The sequence below is a fragment of the Hespellia stercorisuis DSM 15480 genome, assembly GCF_900142165.1.
Lineage (GTDB): Bacteria > Bacillota > Clostridia > Lachnospirales > Lachnospiraceae > Hespellia > Hespellia stercorisuis.
Map to the genome: position 1 here is coordinate 13,104 of NZ_FQZY01000041.1, position 26,258 is coordinate 39,361.

Genomic DNA, 26,258 nt, shown 5'->3' on the forward strand with positions numbered 1-26,258 from the left:
AGAACAGTGTAAAAAGTACTGCGGAAAACAGTCCCGGGGATTCGTCCCAGAAATCAACCAGTAAAAATCCGATTCGGAATACCGCGAAGTCCACCACCGCAAATACGGCGCAGAGCTCCACGAAACCTGCTGCCGCAGGCAATTTCGTCAATTCCGCTCCGGACAACACAGCACTTCCCGCAAAGCATAGGACAGATTCCGGCCATCTCGAAAGCACCGAGAGGCCATTCGAGGTTATCACCGACGAAAACCTGAAAAAGATGCGCTCCCTGATCGGCGAGGTAGTCGGCGAAGTCGTAAACGAAGCGATCACCGATAATAACATACAGCTTAAAAAAGACATCACCCAGACCGTCACTTCCGATGTGGTGCGGGAGATGGGCTATCTGCTTCAGGCAAAAGAGCGGCGGGAGGAAGAGCATTTCCGAAAAATGGACTGCCTGATCCGCCAGCAGCAGGCGCACCGCAAAGAATCCGTCAAACGGACGCCGCTCGTGCGCCTGCGGGATCTGCTTACATAGCGCTGTTATCAGCGGATCAACTGCCCGGCAAACACAACCAGGAATACAACTGGGGATCATTGGGGACAGGTTAAAAGGCAATTGGGGACGTAGCAAAGTGTCACTTTGCTACGTCCCCAATTGCCTTTTAACCTGTCCCTACTCATACGAATCGTTTCCGCCGCCAACGGCATTTCCGAAACGTGTGTACTGTGGCAGCCATGCCAGGCGCACGGTTCCGATCGGACCGTTTCTCTGTTTGGCTATGATAATCTCTGCGATATTTTTGTCTTCTGTATCTTTGATATAATAATCCTCACGGTAAATAAACATAACAACGTCGGCATCCTGCTCGATGGCTCCGGACTCTCGAAGATCGGAGAGCATCGGACGCTTATCGGTTCTCTGCTCCACGGCACGGCTCAGCTGTGACAACGCAACCACCGGCACATCCAGTTCTCTCGCCAGCCCCTTCAGCGAACGGGAAATATCCGAAATCTCCTGCTGCCTGTTGTCCGAGTTTCTGCCCGGTCTTCCCGACATCAACTGCAGGTAATCGATGATGATCATGTCAAGCCCCAGCTCCAGCTTGTACTTTCTGCATTTCGAACGCATCTCCGTGATGGAGATACCAGAGGTGTCGTCGATGATCATCTTGGACTTTCCAATGGTTCCCGCACCCTCGATCAGCTTCTCCCAGTCCGTGTCCTTCAGGTTACCGGTACGGATCAGCTGCGCATCCACATGCGCCTCCAGAGAGAAGAGACGATTCACCAGCTGTTCCTTGGACATCTCGAGACTGAAGATCGCAACTGTCATATTCTCACGAAATGCCACATTCTGCGCAATATTCAGCACGAACGCCGTTTTACCCATGGAAGGTCTGGCCGCGATCAGTACCAGATCCGACCTCTGCAGGCCGGACAGCTTGTAGTCCAGATCCATAAATCCGGTGGGAATACCGGTGACGGTTCCCGTGGTCTTCGACGCCTTCTCGATTCGATCCAGCGCGTTCATGACTACCTGCTTGATCGGCGTATAATCTTTGGTATTGCGGTGCTGTACTAGCTCAAATATTCTCTTTTCCGTATCCTCCAGAATGCTCTCCAGAGGCTCACTTGCCACATAACATGTATTTGCGATCTCCTCGTTCAGCTTGATCAGCCGGCGCAGCGTCGACTTCTCCTGCACGATCTCTGCATAATACTTTACATTTGCCGATGTCGGCACATTCGTGATCAGCTCCCGGACGAACTCCATGCTGCTGATCTCTGGCGGGACATTCTTCTCCCGCAGACGCTCCTGCAGCGTGACCAGATCCACCGGTCTGCCCTCGTTGAAGAGCTCCACCATTGAATCAAAGAGTACGCCATAAGCCGACTGATAAAAATCACTGCCGTCGATCAACTCTCCGGCAGTCATAATTGCATCCTTATCCATCAGCATCGCACCGATTACGGACTGCTCCGCTTCTATACTATGAGGCAATATCTTCTTGATAATTGCTTCTTCCATGATACGATGTTCTCCTATCTTATTCCTCGCCAACCACAACCTTCAGATTCGCGGTTACCTTCGCATGCACCTTCACCGGAACGATATGCTCACCCAGAGTCTTGATCGCATCCTTGAGCACAACCTTCTTCTTGTCAATTTCAATTCCCATCTGGTCTTTGACCGCCACCGCGATCTCCTTGCTGGATACGGAACCGAATGTCTTACCGCCCTCGCCAACCTTGATGGCCAGACTGATCTGTCCCTTCTCGATCTCTGCCGCCAGCGCCTTCGCCGCGTCCAGATTCTCCTGGGCAATGCGGTCCTCGTTGTTCTTCTTCAGCTTCAGATCATTCAGATTCTTGCTGGTCGCTTCCAGGCCAAGGTTCTTATGCAGAATAAAGTTTCTCGCGTATCCGTCACTCACGTTGACAACCTCACCCTTTTTTCCGAGGGATTTTACATCTTCCAATAAAATTACTTTCATATTAAATGTCTCCTTCTTCTAACATTCTGTCTATCGTTTTCTTTAACATACGTATCGCTTTGTCCATATCCGTAAATTTAAACTGCATTCCCGCGGCATTGATATGTCCGCCGCCGCCCAGTTCCTCCGCAATTATCTGCACATTCAGCTCATCAATGGATCTGGCGCTCACAAAAATTTGTCCGTTGTACTCCACGAACACAAAGGACGCCTTGATTCCGCTGATGTCGAGCAGCTCGTTGGCCGCCTGCGCCGCCAGCACAGTCGGACTGTCGATGTCGCTCGGGCAGACCGCAATCGCGAACTCGTCGTGGTAAACCTCCGCCAACCGTACAGCCTCCGCCTTGGCGCGGTAGGATTCCATGTCGTCACGGAACATCTTGCGGACTCTCGTGATGTCGGCCCCGCATCTCCGCAGGAATGCCGCCGCCTCAAATGTCCGGACACCGGTACGATTCATAAAGTTTCTTGTATCAATCATAATTCCCGCGTACAGGCAGTCCGCCTCCACGATTGGAATCTTGATATCCTCGACAATATACTGCAGTACCTCCGCCACCATCTCGCAGGTGGAGGACGAATACGGCTCCACATAGGAGAGCACTGCGTTCTCAATCTTGTTGCTGCTCTGTCTGTGATGATCCAGTACTGCGATCGTCTTCGACTTGGTCAGCAGTTCCGGACACTCTGTCATACCCGGCTTGTTGGTGTCGACCACAACCACCATGGTGTTGTCGGTCAGATAATCCTTCACCTTCTCCGAGGAAATAAACAGGTCCTTCGGATATGCCTTATTTTTTGCAATTTCATCATACAGCGGCCGCACAGAACTCGTCACCTCGTTAATGATGATGTGTGCCTTCTTCTCCAGTTCACTCGCCGCGCGGTAAATGCCGATGCAGGCTCCCAGAGAATCTGCGTCAGAAATGCGGTGTCCCATGACCAGTACCTGATCCTTCGCCACAATAAACTCCCGGAGTGCCTCCGCCTTAACTCTTGCCTTGACCCTCGTATTCTTGGAGGTCTGTTCCTTCTTGCCACCGAAGTATGTAATTCCGTGGCAGTCCTTGATGACCGCCTGATCTCCGCCCCGGGCAAGTGCCAGGTCGATCGCCACACGGGCATAATTATAGCTCTGTGCGTAAGTCGCCGTATTCAATCCGAGTCCAATGCTCAGCGTCGCGGATCTCGCATTACCGATATTCACTTCCTTCACGTCCTCGATCAGGGAGAACTTATCCTCCTTGATCGTGTTGTAGCTCTTCTTTTTGATGACAACGAAATATTTATCTTTCTCCAATTTCTTCACAATACCGTCGACCTCACCGATATACTGGTTGATCTTGCGGTCGATCAGCGCCACCAGCAGTGACTGGCGAACCTCCTCGACGCTCTCCATGACCTCATCGTAATTGTCGATGTAGATCAGACCGGCGATAAGCTTCTGGTCCTCATTCTCCTGCACGTAGGCGTTCAGCTCTGTGACATCCTTCATATGGACCGCGATAAAGTATTCCTTCTCCTCCGGAATCTCGAGCAGCTGCTCCGTCTCGCTGAAACCCTCCACGGAAACCTTGCGCATCTCCACCTGATAATCGCGTTCTTTGTAGGTGATGTCCATCTCCATGTGCTCCGTATCATTCTTCGGAAATACACTGCGGTTGAGCTCCGGAATCATCTTACTCAGATACTTTTCCGGTTTATCCCCGACCACCGTTTGAAAACTGTCGTTCATCCAGATGATTCGCCCATCCTCCAACAGCAATGCATAGGGCAGTGCCAGTTCCTTCAGCAGCGTATTCTGTACCACACCGTACTGCGTCGCAAACTCGATCAGATCCGCATAGATCACAGACCGATTATGAAAATACAGAATACATACGACAACCGCATAAACTATGATTCCAAGCGCCATAAAGACACCGGCCTTCTTGTCTGTCATAAATATCCATACGTTCATGACAATCAGCAATACTGTCATCAAAATGGGCCACTGCATATACGTTCGCAGCTGCCCTTTTAACTGCATGTTTTTTCTCTTCATTCTTTTTCCTCACATCCCGCGACAAACACTCCCCTTTTCGTCAACGGCATTCTTTATCATAGCCTCCACACTGCGCACCAAACTCCGCTTCGCATTCTCCGGCTCACAGCTTGCCTGAACATTATACCACTTTTTCATATATTCGCAAATACCTGCCTGAAATGTTTATTATGCAAAGCCGTTTACACGGCAATTCCATTCCCCGGCTGTATCCCCGCTGCCCTGCACAGGACTTAAAGCAGCCCCCGCAAAACAGCGCGTTCATTGCACCCGCACCATGGCAGTCACGACAAATGTATCCACCGCATCCCGATACTGGATCACACCGTCATATTTTTTTACGATATCCTCAATGATCCTGTGTCCCTGCCCGTGCTCCGCGCCCTTCCGGCTCTGAAATTTTTCCTCCACCGGCTGTGCATCCTCCGGCTTCGAGTTCTCCACCACGATGCACCAGAAATTCGCCTTCAGCTTCGTATGGATATGAAGAAAGCGCGCGCCGTCCGTCTTTCGCATACAGGCCTCCAGTCCATTGTCCAGAAGATTGCCGAACAGTCCTACCATATCCACCGGGTTCATGCGATTCGCCTCCGATGGCGGAGCCTCGATCCGAAGCTCTGTCTCGATCCCCCGCTCCGCACAGGTCTGCTGCATCTCCTGCAGCATCACATCCATGACGGAATTGCCGGTGTGGATCCGCTCCACATCCCCAGCCTTATCCGAGGCATATCTGCGCGCGGCAGACTCCGTAAGTTTCCCGGAATCCACACTGTCCATCAGCTCGCTCCATTCTTCCCGCACCCGATTTCCCTGTTCGATAATCTGACTCATCTCGCGGTTATCCATGTCCTGCCGGCTCTTATTGTACACCATCAGCACTCCCAGCGTCATCAGCATCAGCGCCCAATAATAGACAAATATCCAGTAAATCTCTGACGGAAATTTCAGAACAAAGTGAACGGGCAGCAATGCGAGCGCTATCTCCAGGATCATAAGTCCTCCCAGAACCATCGCCATCACCGGATATTTTTTCTTTTTTGCCTGGACTTCCACCGGCTTCGCAAGATACGTGTCATAAAACTGCAGCAGCTGATGCTGATAATCGGCTTTCTCTTCTGCCAGCTGCTCCGTGACCTGCATATGATTGCCCAGATCATGGCGCAGCCTGCGCATATCGATCTGGCAGCGCCGGATTCTGTCATAATAGGCATACTGGCTGTCCAGAATCTCTTTGTACTTCCTGCTCAGTACTCTGCTCTGGTAATACCGGTTTCCCAAAATGACTGCAAAAAATGTAAATGCCACGCTCAGTGACATGAATGTAGCAAAGATTCTTGTGACCGAATATCCCTTGCTGAGAGTGGCCATACCAATCGTAAATTCAATCAGCACCGTTGTCATCACAATCAGCCCTGCCCAGCGATACGTGATCCGCTCGAACACTTTTTTCTTCATCGCCGCTGCGGCCACACCTATACCGATTGCAGTCAGAGCAAGCGGCCATAACGTATCCCCTGTCTTTACCTGACTGTAAAGAATCATATCCAGGTTTTTGAACACCAGTGCCTGCAGAACCGTCAGCAGTTGAATCGTATATCCGGCAATCGTATGATAGATGTGCCATTTCACAAAATAATACAGCCCATCCTGCAGAACGAATCCCATGTACAGTATTTCAATCAACAGCCGTGAAAAATCGACCACCACCAGCCCTGGCGACAGGTTTTCGGGATGTATGCCTTTTAAAACACCACTGATCAGCAGGATATCTGCCAACGTCAGCAGGGTGATCACCGTGGATACGCGCCATCGTTTGTCCTCGCCCTTCATGCTCCAAAAAGAAAGGAGCCATGCCATCGCCCCCAATCGGATACAGCTTGTGACTACTTCTGACATCGTCCCCCCCTATAATACATCTGCAAACGAGAAATTCAAAAACTTCTCTTTTGCTTTTTTATATTTAGAACGGCTTATCGGAATCTCATGCCCGTTCTTCATAATAATCTTTTCTGAATTGAAGTACTCAATATAATTCATGTTGACCGTATAACTCTTATGACAGTCCAAAAAGTCGTCCGCAAGCTGTTCCGCAAGATCTGACATCTTCATATAGACGGAATAGGTCCCCGATGCCGTGACAATGTTCAGCCGCCTCCGGTTGCTCTCCACGTAATAGATCTCGCTCCTGTTTATCTGCATCACGCCCGACTTGCTCTTGAGCCTGATCGGTCTGCTCATGCAGTTTCTGCGAAATTCACCCACACACCGCAGTGCATCTGCGAGTTTCACATCATCAAACGGCTTAACCAGAAAGTACGTCGGCTTCGCGAGGAAAATATCCGTCGCGAACTCCAGGTAACCCGTAATAAAAACCAGCGCCACCCACGGGTAGTTCCTCTGAATCTGTGCAGCAGTCTCAATCCCGTTTTCGTCGCCCAGCTGAATGTCCATGAAAATGGCATCCGGACTGATCTGATTTCCCTCGAGCAGTTCCCGCAGCTCCGCCGCTGAACCACATTCATGAATGCTCATTTCTTCCGCTGCTATCACACTAAGTTTTTCTCTTAACTGCTGCCTGAATTTCACTTCATCATCACATATTATAATGGTAAGCATGTCTTCGCCTTCTCTTTCAGTATTCTTTTGCAGACACCGGCCGGCTCTGCATAAACGCTGATCCGACCTGACGTTCTCAGTCAGTGACATCCCCAATACGTGTTATAGAGAGTTTACCACAAAAAACATTAAAAGTCGATGATTCCATATGCCATGTTCTGAAGAATCTGCAGCCCCTCAGGCGTCAACACAGACTCTGGATGAAACTGCACTCCGCAGACTGGAAATGTCCTGTGTTCCACTGCCATCACCTCGCCGTCCGCGGTTCTTGCCGTGACCTTTAACTCCTCCGGAATCGTATCCGCCCCGGCCGCCAGAGAGTGGTATCTCGCTACCCTGACCGGATTCTTCATCCCGGTAAACAGCCTGCTGTCTTCGTCAACGATGACCTCACTGACTTTTCCGTGCATCATCTTCTTCGCATAAGTAACGTTCGCACCATACACCTGACAGATGACCTGATGCCCCAGGCAGACTCCGAAGATTGGAATCTCCCCACCCAGCTCCCGCACCACCTGCGGACAGATCCCTGCGTTCTCCGGTTTTCCCGGACCGGGAGAGAGCACGATCAGATCCGGTTTCATCTCCTTGATTTGCGAAATAGTCACTTTATCATTTCTAACAACTTTAATATCTTTCTCTATTTGTCCAATCAGCTGATACAGATTATATGAAAAGCTGTCGTAATTGTCAATCAGTAAAATCATCGGATTCCCTCCTTTGCAATCTCAAGCGCCTGCATGACTGCCTTCGCCTTGTTCACACATTCCTGATACTCATTTTCCGGCACACTGTCCGCCACGATTCCGGCGCCGGAACGGACGAACACTTTGCCGTTCTTTGCAAATGCCAGACGGATGGCAATGCAGGTATCCAGATTCCCGGTAAAGTCAATATATCCGATCGCACCGCCATAGATTCCCCGCTTGTTGTGCTCCAGCTCATGGATGATCTCACAGGCCCGGATTTTTGGTGCTCCAGACAGCGTCCCTGCCGGCAGGATGGAATCGATGGCATCCAGCGCATCCTTCCCCTCGGCAATCTGTCCAGATACAGTGGAACCGATGTGCATCACGTGGGAGAACCGCTCAATACTCATGTATTTGTCAACATTTACAGTTCCAATCTCGCTGATCTTCCCGATATCGTTGCGCCCGAGGTCCACCAGCATGTTGTGCTCCGCCAGCTCCTTTTCGTCAGCCAGCAGTTCCTTTTCCAGCCGCAGGTCTTCTTCCTCATCAGCCCCCCGCGGTCTCGTCCCCGCAAGCGGAAATGTATAGAGATCCCGGTTCTCCAGCTTCACCAGCGTTTCCGGTGATGCCCCGGCAATCTCCACATCGTCGCTGGAAAAATAAAACATGTAGGGCGACGGGTTGGTCGTGCGCAGCACGCGGTAGGTGTCCAGAAGGCTCCCCTCCATGTCCGCCTCGAACCGGTTCGAGAGCACTACCTGGAAGATGTCACCCTCGCGAATATAATTCTTGGCTTTCTCCACCATTTCGCAGTAGGCGTCACGCGAAAACAGGCTGCGAAATTCCGAGGTCAGCTTCAGCGGTTTGTTTTTCTCAGGCTCACCGTCCGCGAGCAGGCTGGCCATATCACGGAGCTCAGCCTCCGCATTGTGGTAATTCGTCTCCAGATTGTCCGTTTTGGCGTTGACGATCAGCACGATCTTCTGACGGTAGTTGTCAAACGCGATCACCTTGTCGAACAACATCACGTCCATGTCCTTGAAATCCTCGCCCCCCTCGTCTGTCACCTCCAGTGTGGGCTCGCTGTATTTGATATAATCATAGGAAAAATATCCTACCAGCCCGCCGGTAAACGGAGGGAGTCCCGCCAGCTTCGGGCTCCGGTACTGCTGCAGGATATCGCGGATAAATGCCCCCGGATGTTCTGCCTGAAAGGTCTGGGTCATTCCGGACGTCATCCGCACCTCATGATTATGGCACGTCAGTTCCAATATCGGGTTGTATCCCAGGAACGTATATCTCCCCCATCTCTTGTTGTCCTCCGCGCTCTCCAGCATGTAGCAGTGCCTGCTGACATGCTTTAAAATCCGCAGCACCTCCACCGGCGTCTTGCGGTCAGCGAACAGCTCCATGCTGATCGGGATGATTTTGTACGCCTCATCTGCAGCGATTTGTTTTGCCTGTTCTAAACTTGGATAACACATTATCTTCTCTCCTCCTTCTGAAATTAAAAAGACCGTCCACGACAGAATCTTCTTCTGTCAAGGACGGTCATAGTAAACTAATCTCCGCGGTACCACCTTGATTTGCGGGATGAATCCCGCACACTTTCCAGATACAAACATATCCTGAGCAGATAACGGCTGCCTTCCGTCGCAGGGTAATCGGGATTCTCCCTTTGGCTGCGCCCTCAGCGGTCCATTTAACAAGCTGCGTTCTGTCCGGTTCTCAGCAATCCGGTCTCTCTGTAAGTGCACGATTCGTTTTTATCTCCGCTTCATTGGTTTGTTCTTGGTTCTCTTATTTATCACTTTACCATATTATAGTATGTCAATTTTCAGATTGCAAGCCTTTTTTTCAATTGGGGACGTAGCAAAGTTGCAACTTTGCTACGTCCCCAATTGCACTTTTGACCTGTCCCTTTTTGAAGCTCCTGATGTCCCGGCTACATTCCTTCGCTCCGGCAGCTTCTCCGGTATTCTGCCGGCGTGATGCCTTTTGCCTTCTTGAAGACCTTGGAGAAATATTTTTCATCCCGGAATCCCACCTTGTACGCGATCTCGTAAGTCTTGAGGTAGCTCTGGGACAGGTAGGTGCACGCCCGCTCCAGCCGCGTCCTTGTGATCATCTCGCTGAATCCGCAGCTGCAGTATTGGGAGAACAGCGTAGACAGATATCCTGGGGTGATCCCTACATACTCGGCAACCGTCTGGGCGGAGATATCCTCGTGATAATGTTCCCGGATATAGGCTTCGGCCTTGATCACCGTCGTCGGAATCTGCTGGCGCTCCACCGATTCCCCCTTCGACTTTCCTGCAATCTCGTCCGCAATATGATTCACCAGATTTAAAATGTCTGAAGACCGGGCCGGCTTGAGCAGATAATCCTTCGCCCCGTAGTGTATGGCCTGCTGCGCGTACTTGAACTCGTCGTAACCACTGAGTACAATCGTCGCCGGAAGGATCTCCAGACGGGCTGCCTCCTCCATCACCGCGATGCCATCCTTAATCGGCATGCGGATATCGAGAATCATGATATCCGGACGGTACAAAATAATCTGATCGATCGCTTTCTGTCCATTCTCCGCCATGTAAACGGAATCAAACCGCTCCGAATGCAGTTGAATATATTTGCACATTCCCTTGCGCACGACCTCCTCATCGTCCGCAATCAATAATTTCAGCTTTCTTTTCATTCTGGTTCCTCCCTCATATGTCTGCCAGATTCTGATCTTGTTCCTACTGTCCGTCCCGCGGCAGCCGGATCGTAATTTTGGTTCCCTCTCCCGGCACGCTGTCCACAAGCAACTTAAACCTCCCTCTGTAGCGGAGCTCCAGACGCTCTCGCACATTCTTCATCGCATAGCCGCCAATTCGCTGGCCTTTATAGCGCTCCGCATCCTCCGCGCTCTCCGCCTGAAATATCTGTCTGATTTGTTCATCTGTCATACCAATTCCGGTATCCCGGATCACAAATTCCATTCCATCCTCCGTCTGTTCTGCTGTCACATAGATCTCGCACGGAGCCTCTGAGTTCTCGAAGCCGTGGACCACCGCATTTTCCACAAACGGCTGCAAAATCAGTTTTGGAATCTGCTCCCCGGCAATCCGCTCATCCAGATCGATCTCATAGGTGAGCCGCCCTGTAAAACGCATCTTCTGGATCTTCAGATACTCCTCAATCAGTTCTATCTCCTGGCTGACGCAGACCACACCCTTTCCCTTGCCCAGCACCAGCCGAAACAGGTTCGAGAGCGTCAACACATTCTCTGCGAGCTCATCGTTGCCTCCATTCACAGCCTGCCAGTAGAGGGTATCCAGCGCATTGTACAGGAAATGCGGGTTGATCTGCGCCTGCAGCGCCGTCAGCTCGCTCTCCTTCTCCTTCAGCTGCATGACGTAATTCTCCTCAATCAGAATCCGGATGTCCGTCACCATCTGATTAAAACATTCCGCCATACGACCCACCTCATCCTGCGTATCCACTTCCACCTGCTGGCTGAAATCGCCGCCGCGAAACTTTTTCATTGCCTGTTCAACCATGCCCAGCGGCTTTGTCACAATATTGGAAATCAGCGACAGCACCGGAAACAGCCCTACCAGCACTACCGTCAGGAAAGCCAGTGCGGTGCCGAACACGCTCAGAAGCTGTTTGTTCACCGCACTGTCCGGAATGATGGTGCAGGTGATAAACGAATTGTCATCACTGCGCTGTACGTAAATCATCTGGTTTCCATGATGAAAATACGTGGTTCCATCTTCCTGCAGATGTTTCCCGAAGCCATCTCCCTCCAGATATGCCTTCGTCTGATCTCCGATACGACCTCCCGTGAGAAGGACCTCTCCCTGCCGATTGAGAAGGACCGCGCCATCCTGCCGGTAATCCAGCACACTCTCGCAGATTTCCCGATACTTCTCAATATCCGCGCCGATGGTCATGTATCCCAGGCGCTTGTTCCCGGACAGATCGAAGACCTCCCGGTACAGCACCATTTTCTCTGTACGGTTCGCCTCATAGAAGTCCCCATAGCTTTTCCCGACGACCGCCCAGCACACCTTTCCTCTGGCGGTCAGCGCGCGCTGGTAGGCATCCGTCTCCCGCACCGCTTCTATGGTGGGCAGGCTGACGCTGGAATCAATACACCGCAGATAAGGGCGCACACCATTCTCCGGATAAATTGCCCACGTCTTGACATATCCCTTGATTGCCAGAATGTCCTGCACGAACCGCATAGGTGCCTCGTCCAGCCAGATCTGGGGATTCTGGTTCAGTTCCTCCGCATTCGGGGCGTTGAGGATCTCGTTGACATCGCTGTTGATCCCAATGTAAGTCGACATTTCGATCATGTTTTGATTCAGTTCCTCCAGGCTTCCAGCCAGATTGTTTACCTGATTTTCCCCCTGCGCATTCTGTTCCAGCGTCATCTCCTCGTAATTTTTCTCGAGAATCAGTCCGCTGATGAGCAGCAGGACCGGTGTAATGACAATGTAGGTGTAAAAAATAAATTTTTTCTTTAGCTCCAGATTTCTGATCCACCGTTTCATTCGCACACACCGCCAATTATACGGAAAAACTCCTCCGTCGATTTTGTCCCGTTTGTCATCGCCTGGATCTCGCTCTCCATAAGCGTCTTCAATGCAGACGGTCCACAGTCGTTGAGCGGCGTGCCGGACAGCCCTGTTGACGTCTGCAGCAGTGTGACAAACTGGCGCTGCAGCGGCGTCTCATCCGCATCCATATACGCGGACTGATCCTGCGCCGACATCCCGACCCCGTTCTCCCAGCTGTACTTCGACAGCTCATCCGGGCGGAACATAAAGTTCAGAAATCGGATTGCCTCCTCCCGCACCGCAGAATCATAGGAGACGGCATAACCGCCGCCATTCCACGCTGCAATGTTGGTGGAGCTTCCTTTGCCCCCGCCCACAACCGGCATGGAAAATGCGCGGATATTGGAACGAATCTCCTCGGGAATCTCTGTGTCGAGGCTCATGGGCGCCTCCCAACTGCCCATATAAAACATCGCCGCCTGCCCGCTGGTAAACAGATTCATGGCTGCGGCATAGTCCTGCACGTCATATCCCTCCTGAAACAGACCTGCCTGCGCCGATTTCCGCATCAGCTCCGCTGCCTGGGTGAAGGGCTCCGCCGTGAAATCCCCATCCGAAACCGCCTCAGAGAACAGGTTCTGGCATTCGCCATTGATCTTGTTGATCAGATCCGTCATGTAGATTGCCAGCGGCCAGCCGTCTCCGCCATCCATCGCCACCGGAACCTTTCCCGCCGCGCGGATCGTCCCGGCCAGTGCCAGCAGATCCTCGTAAGTATCTGGAACCCTCCAGCCATTTTCCTCGAACATTTTTTTATTATAATAGAAGACCGCCACGTCCGTACTTCGCGGCAGACCATAGAGCACGCCCTCTTTCTTGAAGCCATCCAGGGAGCCGTCAATAAAACCGTAGTCCTCATAATCCGCACTGTTGAGCGGCGAGAGAATACCTGCATCCAGCACCTCGTTCAAAAAACCGGGCTGGCCCCAGATGCTTACGATATCCGGCATGCCGTTCATGACGTAGGCCCGGAACTTGATCTTATAGGCCTCCTCTTCCAAAGCCTCGACCTGAATATGGACTCCCGGATTCTCCTTCTCGTAGTCATCGATGACCATCTGCTCCGCCAGCCCTTCCCCGTTCTTCCGGTCCGGAAGGTTGGAAAATACCTTCAGGGTGATCCCCTCGTCCGTCGGAACGGCCGTGGCATCTACTCTCTGGCAGCTGCACAGAAGCAGGCCCGCCAGCGTCAGTGCAAGCACTGCCGATATTATTCTCTTGCGCATAGTTTTCCTCCCTGACTTCCACCTCTATTTTATCATTGAAAAAAATGTCAAAACAGTACCCTTATTTTTAAAAAAGTGGAATATTTTTGAAAATGTGTCTTATTTCCCATATAAGGCTCCGTTCTTCGGTCGCTCCCTCCCTGTCGCCGCTCAGCCCCTTTATCCATGCCGTTCACTCCCTGTCGCCAGTCAGATCCTTCATCCATGCTGTCCCGCCAAGACGCCATCCGCTGGTGAACACCTTGAGCATCTGATCCAGCTTCAGCACCGTGTAGACTGCCAGGACCGGAAGTTTCCAGACAAGCCCTGCCATAAATCCGAGCGGAATCGTAAAAAGCCATAGAAAGAGCAGGTCATTCCACATGGCGAACCGCACATCTCCGGCGCCGCGCAGGATCCCCATGAGATTCATGCACTGGATCGAGCGGAAAAATTCCACCGCCGCACCCACGAGCATCATCTCTGAGGCATACTGTTTCGTGACATCACTGACCTGATAGAGGTCGATCAGAAATCCTCTGCAGACCAGCATAATTGATGCCGCCAGCGCGCCCACCGCCACCGCCGCACCCTGGAACTGCCGTTTGATCTGTGTGAGTGCGCTCTTTTCCCCTCTTCCGATTGCCTGACCGACCACCACGCCTGCCGCCGCATTCATGCCGGACATCGTGACGCCGGAGAGCTCGCTCACCACCGCGTAAATGCTGTTGGCAGACACAACCTCCCGCCCCATCCTTCCCAGGATCATGGCGATCACCGCCTCACCGAGCGCCCAGAACAGTTCGTTTGCGGTCACCGGAATGCATACCTTAAAATAGAGTGACGCAAATCCCGGCTTCACTGTCCGCAGCTTTCCCAGGCGGATGTGCAGTCTGGATTCCTGTTTATTAATATACCACATTAACGCGCAAAACTCCACTGTTCTGGCGCAGAGTGTGGCCGTCGCTGCCCCCGCGATTCCCATCCGGGGCATCCCGCATTTTCCAAAAATCAGCAGGTAGTTCAGCCCCGTATTGACACAGAGAGACAGTAAGGAAAGCTTCATGGCAATCCGCACGTCCCCCACCGCCCGGAGCAGGCAAGTCGTGATCGTGGTCCCCGTGTAAAACAAGTAAGACACAGACACAATCCTGAGATAGCGCATACCCTGACCGATCACGGCCCGGTCCCCAGTGAAGAGGCGCATGATCTGCCCCGGGCAGAACAGGGCGGCTGCCGCCATCAACAGGGCAAATGCCATGGCCGTCCGATAGGTGTACGCCAGAACCGTATCGATCGATTCCGCATCCCGCCGGCCCCAGTACTGCGCCACCAGAACATTGGCCCCGCCACCGATTCCATAGACCGCCAGCGTCACAATAAAAAAGACCTGATTGGCCAGCGAGGAGGCTGCCAGCGGCAGCTCACCCAATTGTCCCAGCATCAGGGTATCCATCATGTTCACCCCGAAATTCACCAGATTCTGCGCGGCGATTGGAGCTGCGATCCATATCATACTTTTTAAATACTCTGTTTTTTTCTCCATAATCTTATCCCTGTTTTCTCAACTGACATTGTTTCCCTTCATCCAAGTTCATACAAGGGGCTAAAATCCCCCCATTTTCTTTTTCTCAACTGACATTGTTTCCCTTCGCCCCGCAAAATAAAATCCCCTTCCCGCTTCGGGCACACTGTGTGCCGAAAGTGAGAAGGGGATTACATGAGGTCTTTTTCACCAGATTTTACAATTCAGACTCGTCAATGGTAATCTTATTGATATCGATGCTCTCGCCCAGCTCGTCTACTTCTTTCAGGATCTTCTCCGCAGAAGCGCATCCGATTCCGAAACGGCTTGCACCTAATTTGTACATTTTCAGCAGGGTATCCAGAGAGCGGACACCACCGGCTACCTTAACCTTTGCTCTGTCACCAACTGTGTCTGTGATCACTTTTACATGATGCAGAGTCGTCGGGTTCGCTGAAAATCCTGTACCTGTCTTTACATAGTCAGCTCCGCCTTCGATACAGAGTTCGCATGCTTTACGAATCTCATCGTCTGTCAGAAGCATCGCCTCGATGATGACCTTCATGGACGTTCCTTTTACTGCCTCTCTGACTGCCTTGATGTCCTGAAGCACGAGATCATATTTTCCTGATTTAAGCCAGCCTACATTCATCACCATGTCGTTTTCTACCGGATTCATGGTCATGAAATACTCTGCCATCTGTACCTTGGTTGCCGTTGCTTCCTGTCCGGATGGAAAACCGAGGGATGTTCCGAATGCCGTGTTTGTTCCTTTCAGTAATTCCACGAGTTCCGGATAGTAGCATGGCCAGCAGAAGCAGGTTCCACAGTCATATTTCTTACAGAGTTCCACCATGGCTCTCACGTCCTCAATGGTCGTATCCAGCTTTAATACACTTGGATCCATCATGTATGCTATGTCTTTTTTTGTTAAAATGTCTTTTCTGATCTCTTTCATTTCTTTGTCACCTTTCTTTTTGTAAATCTACATTTCTGTTATAAGTTATATAGTCAAACGGTGGGTTTCCCCCGTCTCACCCATGTTTTAGCGCTGCCTGTTCTATGTGTGCAGCTCCGTCAGTTTCCCCATTTCCTTGCGGATCTCCACCAGACGTTTCGCATACGGTCTGTTGTAGGCTACACATCCAACAGGCTGCTGTCTGATCATCAGTTCCTCACAGTTCATACACTGGGTACAATACTTGATCTCATCCTCGCGGCCCTCCCGCAGCTTCAGCGGTGTCAGCGGATCAGCGAAGGACTGTCTTCCCAGTCCAATCATATCCATCATGCCATCCTCGATTACTCTGGCTCCCATGGCGAACATGGAAGACTTCTCCGGCTCGATGGAAAGCAGTTTGTTCTTCTTACCGCGGAATGCGGAGAAGTTGGAACCGACTACCACCGTCTCCGGCTTCAGTGCCTGCTTCATCATATTTGCGAAATACATATGCAGATATGCCATATATGGCTCTTCCTGGATGGACTCCATAAAGTTCATGGAGCTGTGAACATTTCCCAGTGACTCTATAAAGTAACTTGCGCCCCGCTCCTCAAGTCCGCGGATCAGATCCAGCGGCTCTGTCATATCCATGAGCGGTGAGTCCGGACCTGCGGAACCAAATCCCCCCGGATAGCCCTCCCACATAGACATCTTGGAACCGATCAGGAAATCTTTATCCTGTACGCCCGCTTTGATCCGCTCCATCAGATCATAGGCAAATGCAGATCTTCTCTCCCAGGAACCGCCGTACTTCCAGTCCCTGTCGTTGAACGGACGGATGATCTGTGATCCCAGATAGCCGTGGCACAGCTTCATATCGATGCCGTCGGCTCCCACACTCTCCGCAATCTTGGATGCCAGCACGAACTGGTCAATGATGTGGTCCACTTCCTCCTCGGTCAGAACCTCCCCACCGATTCCATAGGTCGGTTTCACGCAGACCTTTCTGGAGAAATCCGATTCACTGATTTCGCCGGAATGTGTCAGCTGGAACACGATCAGTGCATCCGGGTTGACTTCCTTCAGGCTGCGGATGAAACGCTCCAATGCCTTTTCATTCCGCGGCATGATCTCCAGCTGGGTCTTTCTTGCACGGCTCTCATTAGTCACCGTGATGGCCTCCAGATCGACCAGTCCAAATTCTCCCTTGTATAAGTTCTCATAACGCTGCAGTGTGAGATCGGTCGGATTTCCTTCTGCGTCCGAATCCACACATTCCATGGACTGTGCCATGAAACGGTTCTTACATTCTTTGCTGCCGATCATAATCGGTTTCAGCAGTGTTTCTTTATATCCCATATTCCAAAAACCTCCTCTATCCTGTCCGTTTTTATCCTGCAAACCGGCTTTTCCCGGCCGGCATTTTTTATTTCTCCGATTCGTTATTCCAGGGACTCACCGCTCGACAATTTCATCAGGTTCTCCTCCGAGAACTCTGTCTGATGCAGTTCCCCTGTCATATCCCCTTCATGCATGACCATGATCCGGTCTGAGACCCCCATCACCTCCGGCATCTCGGATGAGATCATGATGATACTCACACCCTCCTGTACCAGATTGTCCATCAGCTGGTAAATCTCGTACTTGGCACCTACATCGATTCCTCTGGTCGGCTCATCCAGAAACAGGATTTTTGATCCCGAGGCAAGCCATTTGGCCAGAACCACCTTCTGCTGGTTTCCTCCGGACAGGAACTTCACGATTTTTTTCGTGTCCGGTGCAATGACATTCAGTTCTTTAAAATAATCTTCCGACAGCTTCCGCTCTTTCTCACTGCTTACAAATCCCCCGGAAGAGATCTGCTCCAGCGCCGAAGCCGTAATGTTCTTCTCGATGCTCTGATTCAGAAACAGCCCCTGGGCTTTCCTGTCCTCCGTCGCAAACCCGAACCCCTTCTGCACTGCCACATGGGGGTGATTGATGTTTACAACCTCTCCATTCACTGTGACCGTTCCGCTCTTGACCTTGTCTGCGCCAAAGATTCCGCGAAGCACCTCAGTACGCCCCGAACCGACCAGTCCGGTCAATCCCAGAATCTCCCCGCGGTGAAGCTGAAAGGACACATCCTTGTAGCGTTCCCCTGTCAGGCCCTGCACATCCATGACGACTTCATCACTTTCGATGCGCCGTCTCGGCGGGAAGGTATCCTTCAGGTCACGACCGATCATCTTGCTGATCAGCCAGTCTTTATTTATTTTTGAGATATCCTCATCCACGATGTACTGTCCGTCCCGGAGCACCGTCACGGTATCGCAGAGCTCGAACAGTTCCTCCAGCCTGTGTGAAATGTAGATGACGGTAATGCCATCCTTCTTCAGCTGCCGGACACATTTGAACAAAATCTCGATTTCTCTGCTGGTCAGACTGTCTGTAGGTTCATCCATGATGATGATCTTTGAATTGTAGGAAAGCGCCTTGGCGATATCCACCATCTGCTGCTGTGCGACACTCAGGTTTTTCACCGCTGTCTTGTAATCATTCAGCGACCCTTTCCCCACATAGTCCAGATATTTTCTTGCAAATTCATTTTCTTTCTTAGAGTTGATGATCTTACAGGTATTGATTTCCTGTCCCAGCATCACATTCTGGATGGCATTCAGCTCCGGCACCAGACTCAGCTCCTGGTAAATGATCGCGACGCCTTTTTCAATGGCATCCTTCGGATTTTTAATGGTGACCTCCTCGCCGTCGATCAGAATCCTGCCCCCATCCGGCTTGTATACACCGGACAGAACTTTCATCAGCGTTGATTTTCCCGCTCCGTTCTCCCCGATCAGTGCATGGATCTCGCCTTTTTTTACGCGGAGATTCACGTTGTCCAATGCGGTTACTTTTGAAAATGTCTTCGTGACACCCAGCATTTCCAATGCGTATTCGCCCATATTCTTCACTCTCCTTATATCCGTCTCCGATACGCTGTCCGGTCATGCTGCAGACCCGCCGGGCTCGCTGCCGGCCGGATTCGTATTAGTCGTTTTTGCGCTGCACCAACACTGCCAGGAGGATGATGAAGCCTTTGATTACAATCTGAAGGTTTGGATCTGCACCTACCAGGTTCAGCACGTTGTTCATGATCGCCATGATCAGCACACCGGCTATGGTTCCAGCCAGTGTTCCGCGTCCGCCTGACATCGCTGTTCCACCGATAACGACTGCCGCGATCGCATCCATGTCATATCCGTTCGCTCCGTTCGGCTCGCCGACACGCACTCTGGCCAGAAGCATAACTCCTGCCATTGCCGCTGTAAGTCCACAGATGACATAGGCCATGATCTTGTGAACCTTTGTCTTGATTCCAGTCAGTCTCGCCGCTTCTTCGTTGCTGCCGATTGCGTAGATATGGCGGCCAAAAACAGTCTTATGTAAAATGATACCGAAGATGGCGATCATTATCACCCACATAATAACTGCGTAGGGTATTACCCCGAACAGTGACTCTGAACCGAAGGTCTTCCATGCATTTGTGACTGCTCCGCCCGGAGCACCTTTTGTATAGATGTAAATAATTCCCTTGAGCACCTGTCCGGTACCCAGCGTGATGATGAACGGTTCCACGTTACGCAGTACAATGATTGCACCGTTGATCAGACCAACCACACAGCCGATCAGAAGTACAAGGAGCACTCCGCCCAACTGGATTCCGTCTTTTCCATCCGCCACCTGCTTCGCCATGATATTCGCCAGGATACATGCGCTGATTGCCATAATGTAAGTCACTGACAGGTCGATACCTGCAACCAGCAGGACAACCGTCATACCGATACTGACCATACCAACGATGGACGCCGTCCTCAGGACATTTGCAATATTCGTAAATGTCGGGAAAATATCCGGGGAAGCAATGGTAGAAATAATGAACAGGATGATCAGCGCTATGTACGGGCCACTGATCGGATTACTTAGTATCCTTTTTACAATGTTGTTTGACTTGCTGTTATTATCTGCATTCACTGCACATTCCTCCTAGTCATATCTCACGCAAGGTGGACTTTCAAATCCATTGTTATCCCTCACCGTGAGCATTCTCTATATTTTCTTGCGGCTGTCCGGCGCGAAGGCCGAAACAGCACACTTCTCTTATTCTTTGTATAAAATAGTTCTCTCCGTCACCTGTGGGCTCACTAAGACTTTGATCAGCTTCGGATTCTTACGGATCTCATTCAGTGCGACCTCCAGCTCCTCCAGCGGAACAATCATGGAGATCAGCGGCATCGGATCCACACGCTCGTACTCGAGCAGTGTCAGGGCATCGCCCCAGTCGTAGCCGATTCCTGCGGTACTTCCGCCTACCTTCTTCTCGGAGAGCACGAACTCTACCGGTGCAAGGCTCGCATAGTCATCATCGGAACAAATACCGAAGGCCTCGACCTTTCCGCCCTTTCTAACCATCTGGAACGCCTGCTCATAGGTCTTGGAGCTGCCTACCGCCTCCAGAACAAAGTCTGCTCCGACGCCGTTGGTCAAACGCATCACTTCCTCGATCGGGTCTGTCTCTTTTACATTGATGGTGTAGTCCGCACAGATTTCTTTTGCCATGGCCAGACGGTCCGCATTGGCGTCGATAACGATGACCGGTGCTGCTCCGCGCAGCTTGGCAAGCTGTGCATGCATGATTCCAAGTCCCGCTCCGATCACCACCACGCTGCGCCCGATCTGGCACTGCATCTTCTTGGATGCATTCAGACATGCGGTCAACGGCTCTACGAAAGCTGCCTTTTCATCGGACACGCTGTCCGGAACGATGTAAACATTTTTCCATGGAACCTTGACATACTCTGCGAATCTGCCGTCCAGATGGATTCCGATCTGTTTGAAGTCCGTGCAGAGCAGCGGTTCGCCGATACGGCAGTGATAGCAGGTGCCGCATGGTTTACAGATGTCAACTGCCACACGGTCTCCAACTTTCAGACCCTGCGAATTTTTTCCCAGCTCCTCGATGGTTCCAAAAAATTCATGTCCGGTCGTCAGTGGAATACATGCCACCTCGTCTGCATATTTTCCGGTGTATGAGCCCCAGTCGGAACCACAGATTCCGCAGTATTTGATCTTGATCAATACTTCATCATCCGTAATCTCCGGCACTGGAACTTCTTTTAATTCAAAGTGATACGGTTCTGTCAGAACCTGTGCTCTCATTGTTTTCATGATATCTACTTCCTTTCCTTATTTTGTTATAGTCAAGCGGGCATTCACAATCCGCTCTGCTGCTTTATAAGATTATATTGGCTATTATTTTGTAAACAGCTTATCGTTTCTTCCTTCATACGGTGCATCGATCATCAGCGGGCGCAGGAAATCAATCGTCTTCTTCGTTCCGTCTGCGCGGGACATGATCACATCCTCGTGCTCATAGTTGAAGACGTAGTCATAGCCGGTCAGGAACAGTTCACTGATCAGACGTTTCCAGTCCACATCTCCCCATCCCGGAATCCGGAAACGGAAAGAACGGTCCAGCCGTCCCCAGCCATCCTGCATATACATATTCAGACCGCCTTTTGCAAGATTATGCTTCACGATCTCGCAGTCCTTCGCATGCACCACAGCGATACGTCCGCGCAGCTCATACGCAAACTTGTTGACGTCCACACCGGAAAACAGAATGTTGGCCGGATCCAGATTGATTGCAAAGCTCTCATGGTGATCCACCACATCCAGCAGGCGCAGTGTCGACTGTGTATCATACACGATGTTGTTCGGGTGCGGCTCAAATGCCACTTTTACCCCGTACTCCTTATATTTATCAAGCACATATCCCCATTTCTCGGCGAATTGCTCTTCCTCGCACTTCCAGCCGTTTGGCTCCGGCCAGTCGTTGATATGTCCATAGTTTTCCATGCCTGAAAATGCAACAACCGCAGGTACCTCCAGCAGGTTGGCAAGCTGTGCCGACCGGATCATACTCTCGGTTCCAAACTTGATCTTCTCCTCTTTTGTTCCCGGGCAGATGGAGTCCATCCCGGCACTGTAAGGTCCCATGATCAGCGGGGAATCTGCATGGTTGCTCAGCGATGAAATAAACAGGCCGCGGTCCTCGATCATTTTCTTCATCTTTTTCGCATTATCACCTTTGAGCATCTCATCCATGTCGACCTGCCCATTGTCTGTGTAAGACGGCAGCTCCACCGCTTCATATCCGTTGGAAGCTGCGATATCCACAACCTCTTCCAGCGGTTTTTCCGAATAATTTACTACGCAAAATCCAACTTTCATATTCTCGTTTCCTTTCTGTCCTGTGTCTTTTTATTGTAAGGGTTTGAAAATGCTGTGCTGCGTCGTACAGTACAGCATTCTCACTTTTCCTCTTTTTTAATTTTCTATCCGGTCTTGCAATTGCTGTCCGCCTGAATTTTAATATGTCCAGTCGTAATCGTCTCCGTCAGGAATCAGGTAGTCATCCACATTATCCTTTGTGACAACGATAGAATCCATCGTAATGTCTTTATCCTTCGGGTCCTTGCCTTCCAATGTATCGATTGCTGTGTGGAGTGCATCTACACTTGCCGCACATGGGAATTGTGTGAACCCAACTGCTGTTCCATCTTTCACCATCTTCGCTACACCATTGATACCATCTGCATTGACAATCAGAATCCCGTCTTTGTCTCTTCCGGCTTCCTTGATTGCATCCATTGCTGCCAGTGTAACGCCGCCGTCCTGGGAGATCACTCCATCAATTTCGCCCGGGCCATATTTGCTGAGGCAGTCCTCCATAAAGGATTTGCCTTTGCCTGCTTCGAAATCTGTGTACTGTCTGTCGATGATCTTCACATCCGGGTACTTGGAGAATACGGAATCCTGTCCTGCTTTCTGGAAGTTGTCTGTGCTGGAACCTGCGATACTGTCGAGTGCAATGATGTTTCCCTTCGCTGATCCGTTTTTCTCTGTCAATGCATCCACGAGCATCTGTGCACATTCTGCACCGTTCTCTTTGTCAGAGTATCCTACGAAATGTGTGTACTCATCTGTGGTGCAGGTACGGTCGAAGATGATGACCGGGATTCCTGATTCAAACGCTGCCTCAATTCCCGGGTTTGCCGCATCCTCTACACAAGGTGTGATCAGGATGGCATCCAGATCCTTCTGGAGCATTGCCTCAATGTTACTGTTCTGTGTGTTTGCATCGTCGTGGGCATCTGTCTCGATCAGTTCAATGTTCTCTTTCTTACATTCGTCCACCAGCATCTGTCTCATCTTTACTCTCCAACTGTTTGAAATGGAAGCATTTGCGAAGCCGATGCGGTATTTGTAATCTTTTCCTCCGCTGCTTGCGGTCGAACCACTGTCCTTGGATGAATTGCCACATCCGAATACCATTGCCGCTGTCATACAGACAACCAGTGCTGCTGCTAATACTCTACGCTTTTTCATAAAATTCTCCTTCTTCCTTGTTTTTTGAATGGACTACCTTTACCGAGCTCGTTTTGTTGCTAAAAATATATCATACTCATTTTTATTTGTACACCGTAATTTTTTCATATTTTCTCATTTGTTTTTTATTTCTTTTTATTTGTTTTCATTTCAAACCGCGTTTTTCTTTTATTTGCCTTTATATTAGGGTGTAATTTTTTCATATTTGCATTTCTTTTTATTTTAGATATTGTTATTTGATTTTCTCCATGATATGATAGGTACGAAATATATATCAGAGCATAACGGTTCTGAATCGTCATCATCCAATAAATAATTCCGGCAGCGGCCCACAGGTGCTGCCATTTATAACGAGAGGAAATACATTGTTTAAAGTAGAGCGTATTCGACGCATCAAGGAGATACTGACAGACTGCAAGCAAATCGATGTAGGCACACTGAGCGGTCTGCTGAGCGTATCCGATGCTACTATTAGAAATGATTTCGAGGAACTGGAACGAGAAGGCTTTCTCACCCGCTTTCACGGCGGTGCCACGCTGAATGCAACACAGACAGCGGAGGAGCTTCACAATCCATTCACCGGAACCGCCATAAAATATGATAAGAACAAAGAGGAACTGGGAGAAATTGCCGTGCGGCTGGTCCGCGACGGCGAGTGGATCTTCATCGGTCCCGGCACCACTTCCTATTACATCGCCAAGGCACTGCTTAGCCGATCCGGCATCAACGTGCTGACCAACAACTTTCTGGTCGCAAGCGTGCTCAGTGCCAATTCGAGCATTCAGGTGCTGTTCATCGGCGGACGCCTGAATTGTGCCGGTTTTTATTCATTTCCGGATAATATAGAAGCGGAGCTTCAGGACGTTCACCTCGATAAGTGCTTTTTTTCTGTCGACGGCGTGGACATGGACGGCGGATATACACTTTCCGACTGGAGCATCCAGGAGCTGATCACCTCCATTGCTGCAAAATCGGAGAAGATCCTGTTTGTCATTGACTGCTCCAAATTCAACAAGCGCTCATTCCGCAGAATCGGAGATCTGGACTATCCGGATATTCTGGTCACGAATGATAATATACCAACTGAATTTAAAACCTACTATCTCGAGCATCGGGTGTGCACCTACACCTCATATGATCTGGATAGTCTCCATCTATAACTGGTGAGAAAGCCTATGAAACAGTTTTCATTTACAACGAAAGATCTCAGTAAAATTTCAGACAGACCGCTGATCAACGATATCAATTTCTCGGCATATTCCGGGGAAATCCACGCGATCATCGGCAATAACGGAGAGGGCAAAACGGTCTTCGCACAGGTACTTGCGGGGATTCGTTCCAAGACCGCCGGCGAGATTCTGATTGATGGAAAACCGGCGCTCTATTCCGATATCTGCTCCGCCCAGAGACTGGGCATCTATATGATCCAGCAGGAGATTCAGCTGTTCCCGGATCTCAGGGTCTGGGAGAATCTCATCAGCGGCAACGAGGAGCGTCTCTGGGGAAAGCACATTTTTGCCCCCTCCAGGAAACGCATTCTGCAGTACTGCCGCGATGTGCTGGAGGATCTGGACATTCCTATGGATCTGCACGCTTTTGTGACCAGTCTCCACGAGGCCGACCAGCGCCTGCTCCAATTGGCGAGGGTGCTGATCTGCAAACCAAAAATTCTCATCCTGGATGAGTTTTCTACTTTTTTGAACAGCCGGGAAACAGAGCATATTTACGCTCTGCTGGAACGCCTGAAGGAACAGAACACCCTGATCATCCTGATTACACATAAGTACTCAGAAATCCCCCGGTACTGTGACCGCGTATCCGTCATCAATGACGGTACCATAACCGGTACCTTTTCCAAGAGGGAATTTGGAAGTGATAATTTCTTCGATCACATTTCCTGCATGAATCTGGAATACAAATACCCCAGAATCGACATGGATCCCGGGGAGGAGCTGCTTCACGTGTCTGCTCCGGTCTGTTCCAGCCTGAGGAATCTGGACTTTCATCTGTACCGGAGGTCTATCATCGGGATTGCCGGGCTCACGATCCCGCAGAAAGCGGAGCTGTATACCTACATCTCCCAAAAGCTGCCGGGCACGAGCCTGATTCCACAGAAAACCGCGGAGAGCACACTTTTTCTAAACCAGTCTCTCCCTTTCAATATCGCGGTCTCCAACTTCGGGAAGATGCTGGAGCACGGATTTATATCCGACTGGAAGTGCAACGCCTATGCAAAAAGTTATCTGCACAAGCTTGGCTTTCACAATGTGGATATCCACACAAGGCCGCGGCACCTTAGCTCCGGGAACCAGCAAAAGCTGTTGATTGCACGTTCCCTGCTGTGTGATGCCAGCCTCTATTACTATGACGACCCCACCAGGACGCTGGATGCCACCAGCCGTCTGGAGTTGTACAATATATTAAATGCATTGGCGCTCAAAGGCGCTTCTATCGTACTGCTGTCTACCAATTATTCCGAGCTGATTGGGATTTGCAGCAGAATTGTTCTCTTCAAGGACGGAGAGCAGATAGGAAATTATGCAGCGGACTACCTTTCCAGTGAAGTTATTTACAAAAATATCTAACGCCACAGAAAGGAATCTTTACTATGAAAAAAAAGTAACTGTTCAGAACCCCCTTGGGGAACTAATTAATTTTTGTACAAAACAGAGAATTTTTAAAACCTGTTTTGCGATATTATTTCGGTAATTGGT

The 26,258-nt window shown here is 50.5% G+C and carries 21 protein-coding genes; 2 read left to right on the plus strand and 19 right to left on the minus strand.

Annotation, left to right across the window (positions count from 1 at the left end):
• Positions 1 to 659 precede the first annotated feature (659 nt).
• From dnaB to BUB85_RS13235, 19 genes are all read right to left on the minus strand, one after another.
• The gene (dnaB, locus tag BUB85_RS13150; RefSeq protein ID WP_073111249.1) at positions 660 to 2,015 is read right to left on the minus strand and encodes a replicative DNA helicase; all 1,356 of its coding nucleotides are present in this window, start codon (positions 2,013 to 2,015) and stop codon (positions 660 to 662) included.
• A 19-nt stretch (positions 2,016 to 2,034) separates the two neighbouring features.
• Positions 2,035 to 2,481 (minus strand): 50S ribosomal protein L9, encoded by a 447-nt coding sequence (rplI, locus tag BUB85_RS13155; protein WP_073111251.1) that lies wholly within the window; start codon positions 2,479 to 2,481, stop codon positions 2,035 to 2,037.
• 1 nt (position 2,482) lies between these two features.
• Positions 2,483 to 4,525, minus strand: a complete 2,043-nt coding sequence (locus BUB85_RS13160) for a DHH family phosphoesterase (protein ID WP_073111253.1) — start codon at positions 4,523 to 4,525, stop codon at positions 2,483 to 2,485.
• 9 nt (positions 4,526 to 4,534) lie between these two features.
• Positions 4,535 to 4,663, minus strand: coding sequence for a hypothetical protein (locus BUB85_RS22220; RefSeq protein ID WP_278319595.1), 129 nt, complete (start codon positions 4,661 to 4,663; stop codon positions 4,535 to 4,537).
• A gap of 123 nt (positions 4,664 to 4,786) precedes the next feature.
• Positions 4,787 to 6,421 carry an ATP-binding protein gene (locus tag BUB85_RS13165; RefSeq protein WP_073111256.1) on the minus strand — a complete coding sequence of 545 codons (1,635 nt, stop codon included), beginning with the start codon at positions 6,419 to 6,421 and terminating at the stop codon, positions 4,787 to 4,789.
• 9 nt (positions 6,422 to 6,430) lie between these two features.
• Complete coding sequence (locus BUB85_RS13170) at positions 6,431 to 7,141, minus strand: LytR/AlgR family response regulator transcription factor (RefSeq protein ID WP_073111259.1); 711 nt, start codon at positions 7,139 to 7,141, stop codon at positions 6,431 to 6,433.
• 128 nt (positions 7,142 to 7,269) lie between these two features.
• Positions 7,270 to 7,848 (minus strand): anthranilate synthase component II, encoded by a 579-nt coding sequence (locus tag BUB85_RS13175; RefSeq protein ID WP_073111263.1) that lies wholly within the window; start codon positions 7,846 to 7,848, stop codon positions 7,270 to 7,272.
• Positions 7,845 to 9,317, minus strand: coding sequence for an anthranilate synthase component I (trpE, locus tag BUB85_RS13180; protein ID WP_073111266.1), 1,473 nt, complete (start codon positions 9,315 to 9,317; stop codon positions 7,845 to 7,847). Before trpE ends, BUB85_RS13175 begins: the two co-directional genes overlap by 4 nt.
• 461 nt (positions 9,318 to 9,778) lie before the next feature.
• A complete protein-coding gene (locus BUB85_RS13185; protein WP_073111268.1) occupies positions 9,779 to 10,528 on the minus strand; it encodes a response regulator transcription factor in 750 nt (249 codons plus the stop codon).
• Between the two features lie 43 nt (positions 10,529 to 10,571).
• Complete coding sequence (locus BUB85_RS13190) at positions 10,572 to 12,377, minus strand: cache domain-containing sensor histidine kinase (protein ID WP_073111270.1); 1,806 nt, start codon at positions 12,375 to 12,377, stop codon at positions 10,572 to 10,574.
• Positions 12,374 to 13,669 carry an ABC transporter substrate-binding protein gene (locus BUB85_RS13195; RefSeq protein ID WP_073111272.1) on the minus strand — a complete coding sequence of 432 codons (1,296 nt, stop codon included), beginning with the start codon at positions 13,667 to 13,669 and terminating at the stop codon, positions 12,374 to 12,376. Before BUB85_RS13195 ends, BUB85_RS13190 begins: the two co-directional genes overlap by 4 nt.
• A gap of 172 nt (positions 13,670 to 13,841) precedes the next feature.
• Complete coding sequence (locus BUB85_RS13200; protein ID WP_073111274.1) at positions 13,842 to 15,194, minus strand: MATE family efflux transporter; 1,353 nt, start codon at positions 15,192 to 15,194, stop codon at positions 13,842 to 13,844.
• Positions 15,195 to 15,390: 196 nt separating this feature from the next.
• Positions 15,391 to 16,131 (minus strand): deoxyribose-phosphate aldolase, encoded by a 741-nt coding sequence (gene deoC / locus BUB85_RS13205; RefSeq protein WP_073111276.1) that lies wholly within the window; start codon positions 16,129 to 16,131, stop codon positions 15,391 to 15,393.
• Between the two features lie 102 nt (positions 16,132 to 16,233).
• On the minus strand, positions 16,234 to 17,475 hold the full coding sequence (locus BUB85_RS13210; RefSeq protein WP_073111278.1) for an oxidoreductase: 1,242 nt from the start codon (positions 17,473 to 17,475) through the stop codon (positions 16,234 to 16,236).
• Positions 17,476 to 17,558: 83 nt separating this feature from the next.
• Positions 17,559 to 19,058 carry a sugar ABC transporter ATP-binding protein gene (locus tag BUB85_RS13215; protein ID WP_073111280.1) on the minus strand — a complete coding sequence of 500 codons (1,500 nt, stop codon included), beginning with the start codon at positions 19,056 to 19,058 and terminating at the stop codon, positions 17,559 to 17,561.
• Positions 19,059 to 19,143: 85 nt separating this feature from the next.
• Positions 19,144 to 20,127: an ABC transporter permease gene (locus BUB85_RS13220; protein ID WP_073111282.1), complete on the minus strand. Its 984-nt coding sequence runs from the start codon at positions 20,125 to 20,127 to the stop codon at positions 19,144 to 19,146.
• Positions 20,128 to 20,253: 126 nt separating this feature from the next.
• Positions 20,254 to 21,321 (minus strand): zinc-dependent alcohol dehydrogenase, encoded by a 1,068-nt coding sequence (locus tag BUB85_RS13225; RefSeq protein WP_073111284.1) that lies wholly within the window; start codon positions 21,319 to 21,321, stop codon positions 20,254 to 20,256.
• 84 nt (positions 21,322 to 21,405) lie between these two features.
• Entirely contained in the window at positions 21,406 to 22,386 is a 981-nt protein-coding gene (locus BUB85_RS13230) for a sugar phosphate isomerase/epimerase family protein (RefSeq protein ID WP_073111286.1), read from the minus strand.
• Positions 22,387 to 22,524: 138 nt separating this feature from the next.
• Complete coding sequence (locus BUB85_RS13235) at positions 22,525 to 23,544, minus strand: substrate-binding domain-containing protein (protein WP_073111288.1); 1,020 nt, start codon at positions 23,542 to 23,544, stop codon at positions 22,525 to 22,527.
• 365 nt (positions 23,545 to 23,909) lie between these two features.
• On the opposite strand from BUB85_RS13235, the gene BUB85_RS13240 reads away from it, so the two are divergent.
• The gene (locus BUB85_RS13240) at positions 23,910 to 24,704 is read left to right on the plus strand and encodes a DeoR/GlpR family DNA-binding transcription regulator (protein WP_073111291.1); all 795 of its coding nucleotides are present in this window, start codon (positions 23,910 to 23,912) and stop codon (positions 24,702 to 24,704) included.
• Positions 24,705 to 24,719: 15 nt separating this feature from the next.
• Positions 24,720 to 26,129, plus strand: a complete 1,410-nt coding sequence (locus tag BUB85_RS13245; protein WP_073111294.1) for an ATP-binding cassette domain-containing protein — start codon at positions 24,720 to 24,722, stop codon at positions 26,127 to 26,129.
• The last annotated feature ends 129 nt before the right edge of the window (positions 26,130 to 26,258 follow it).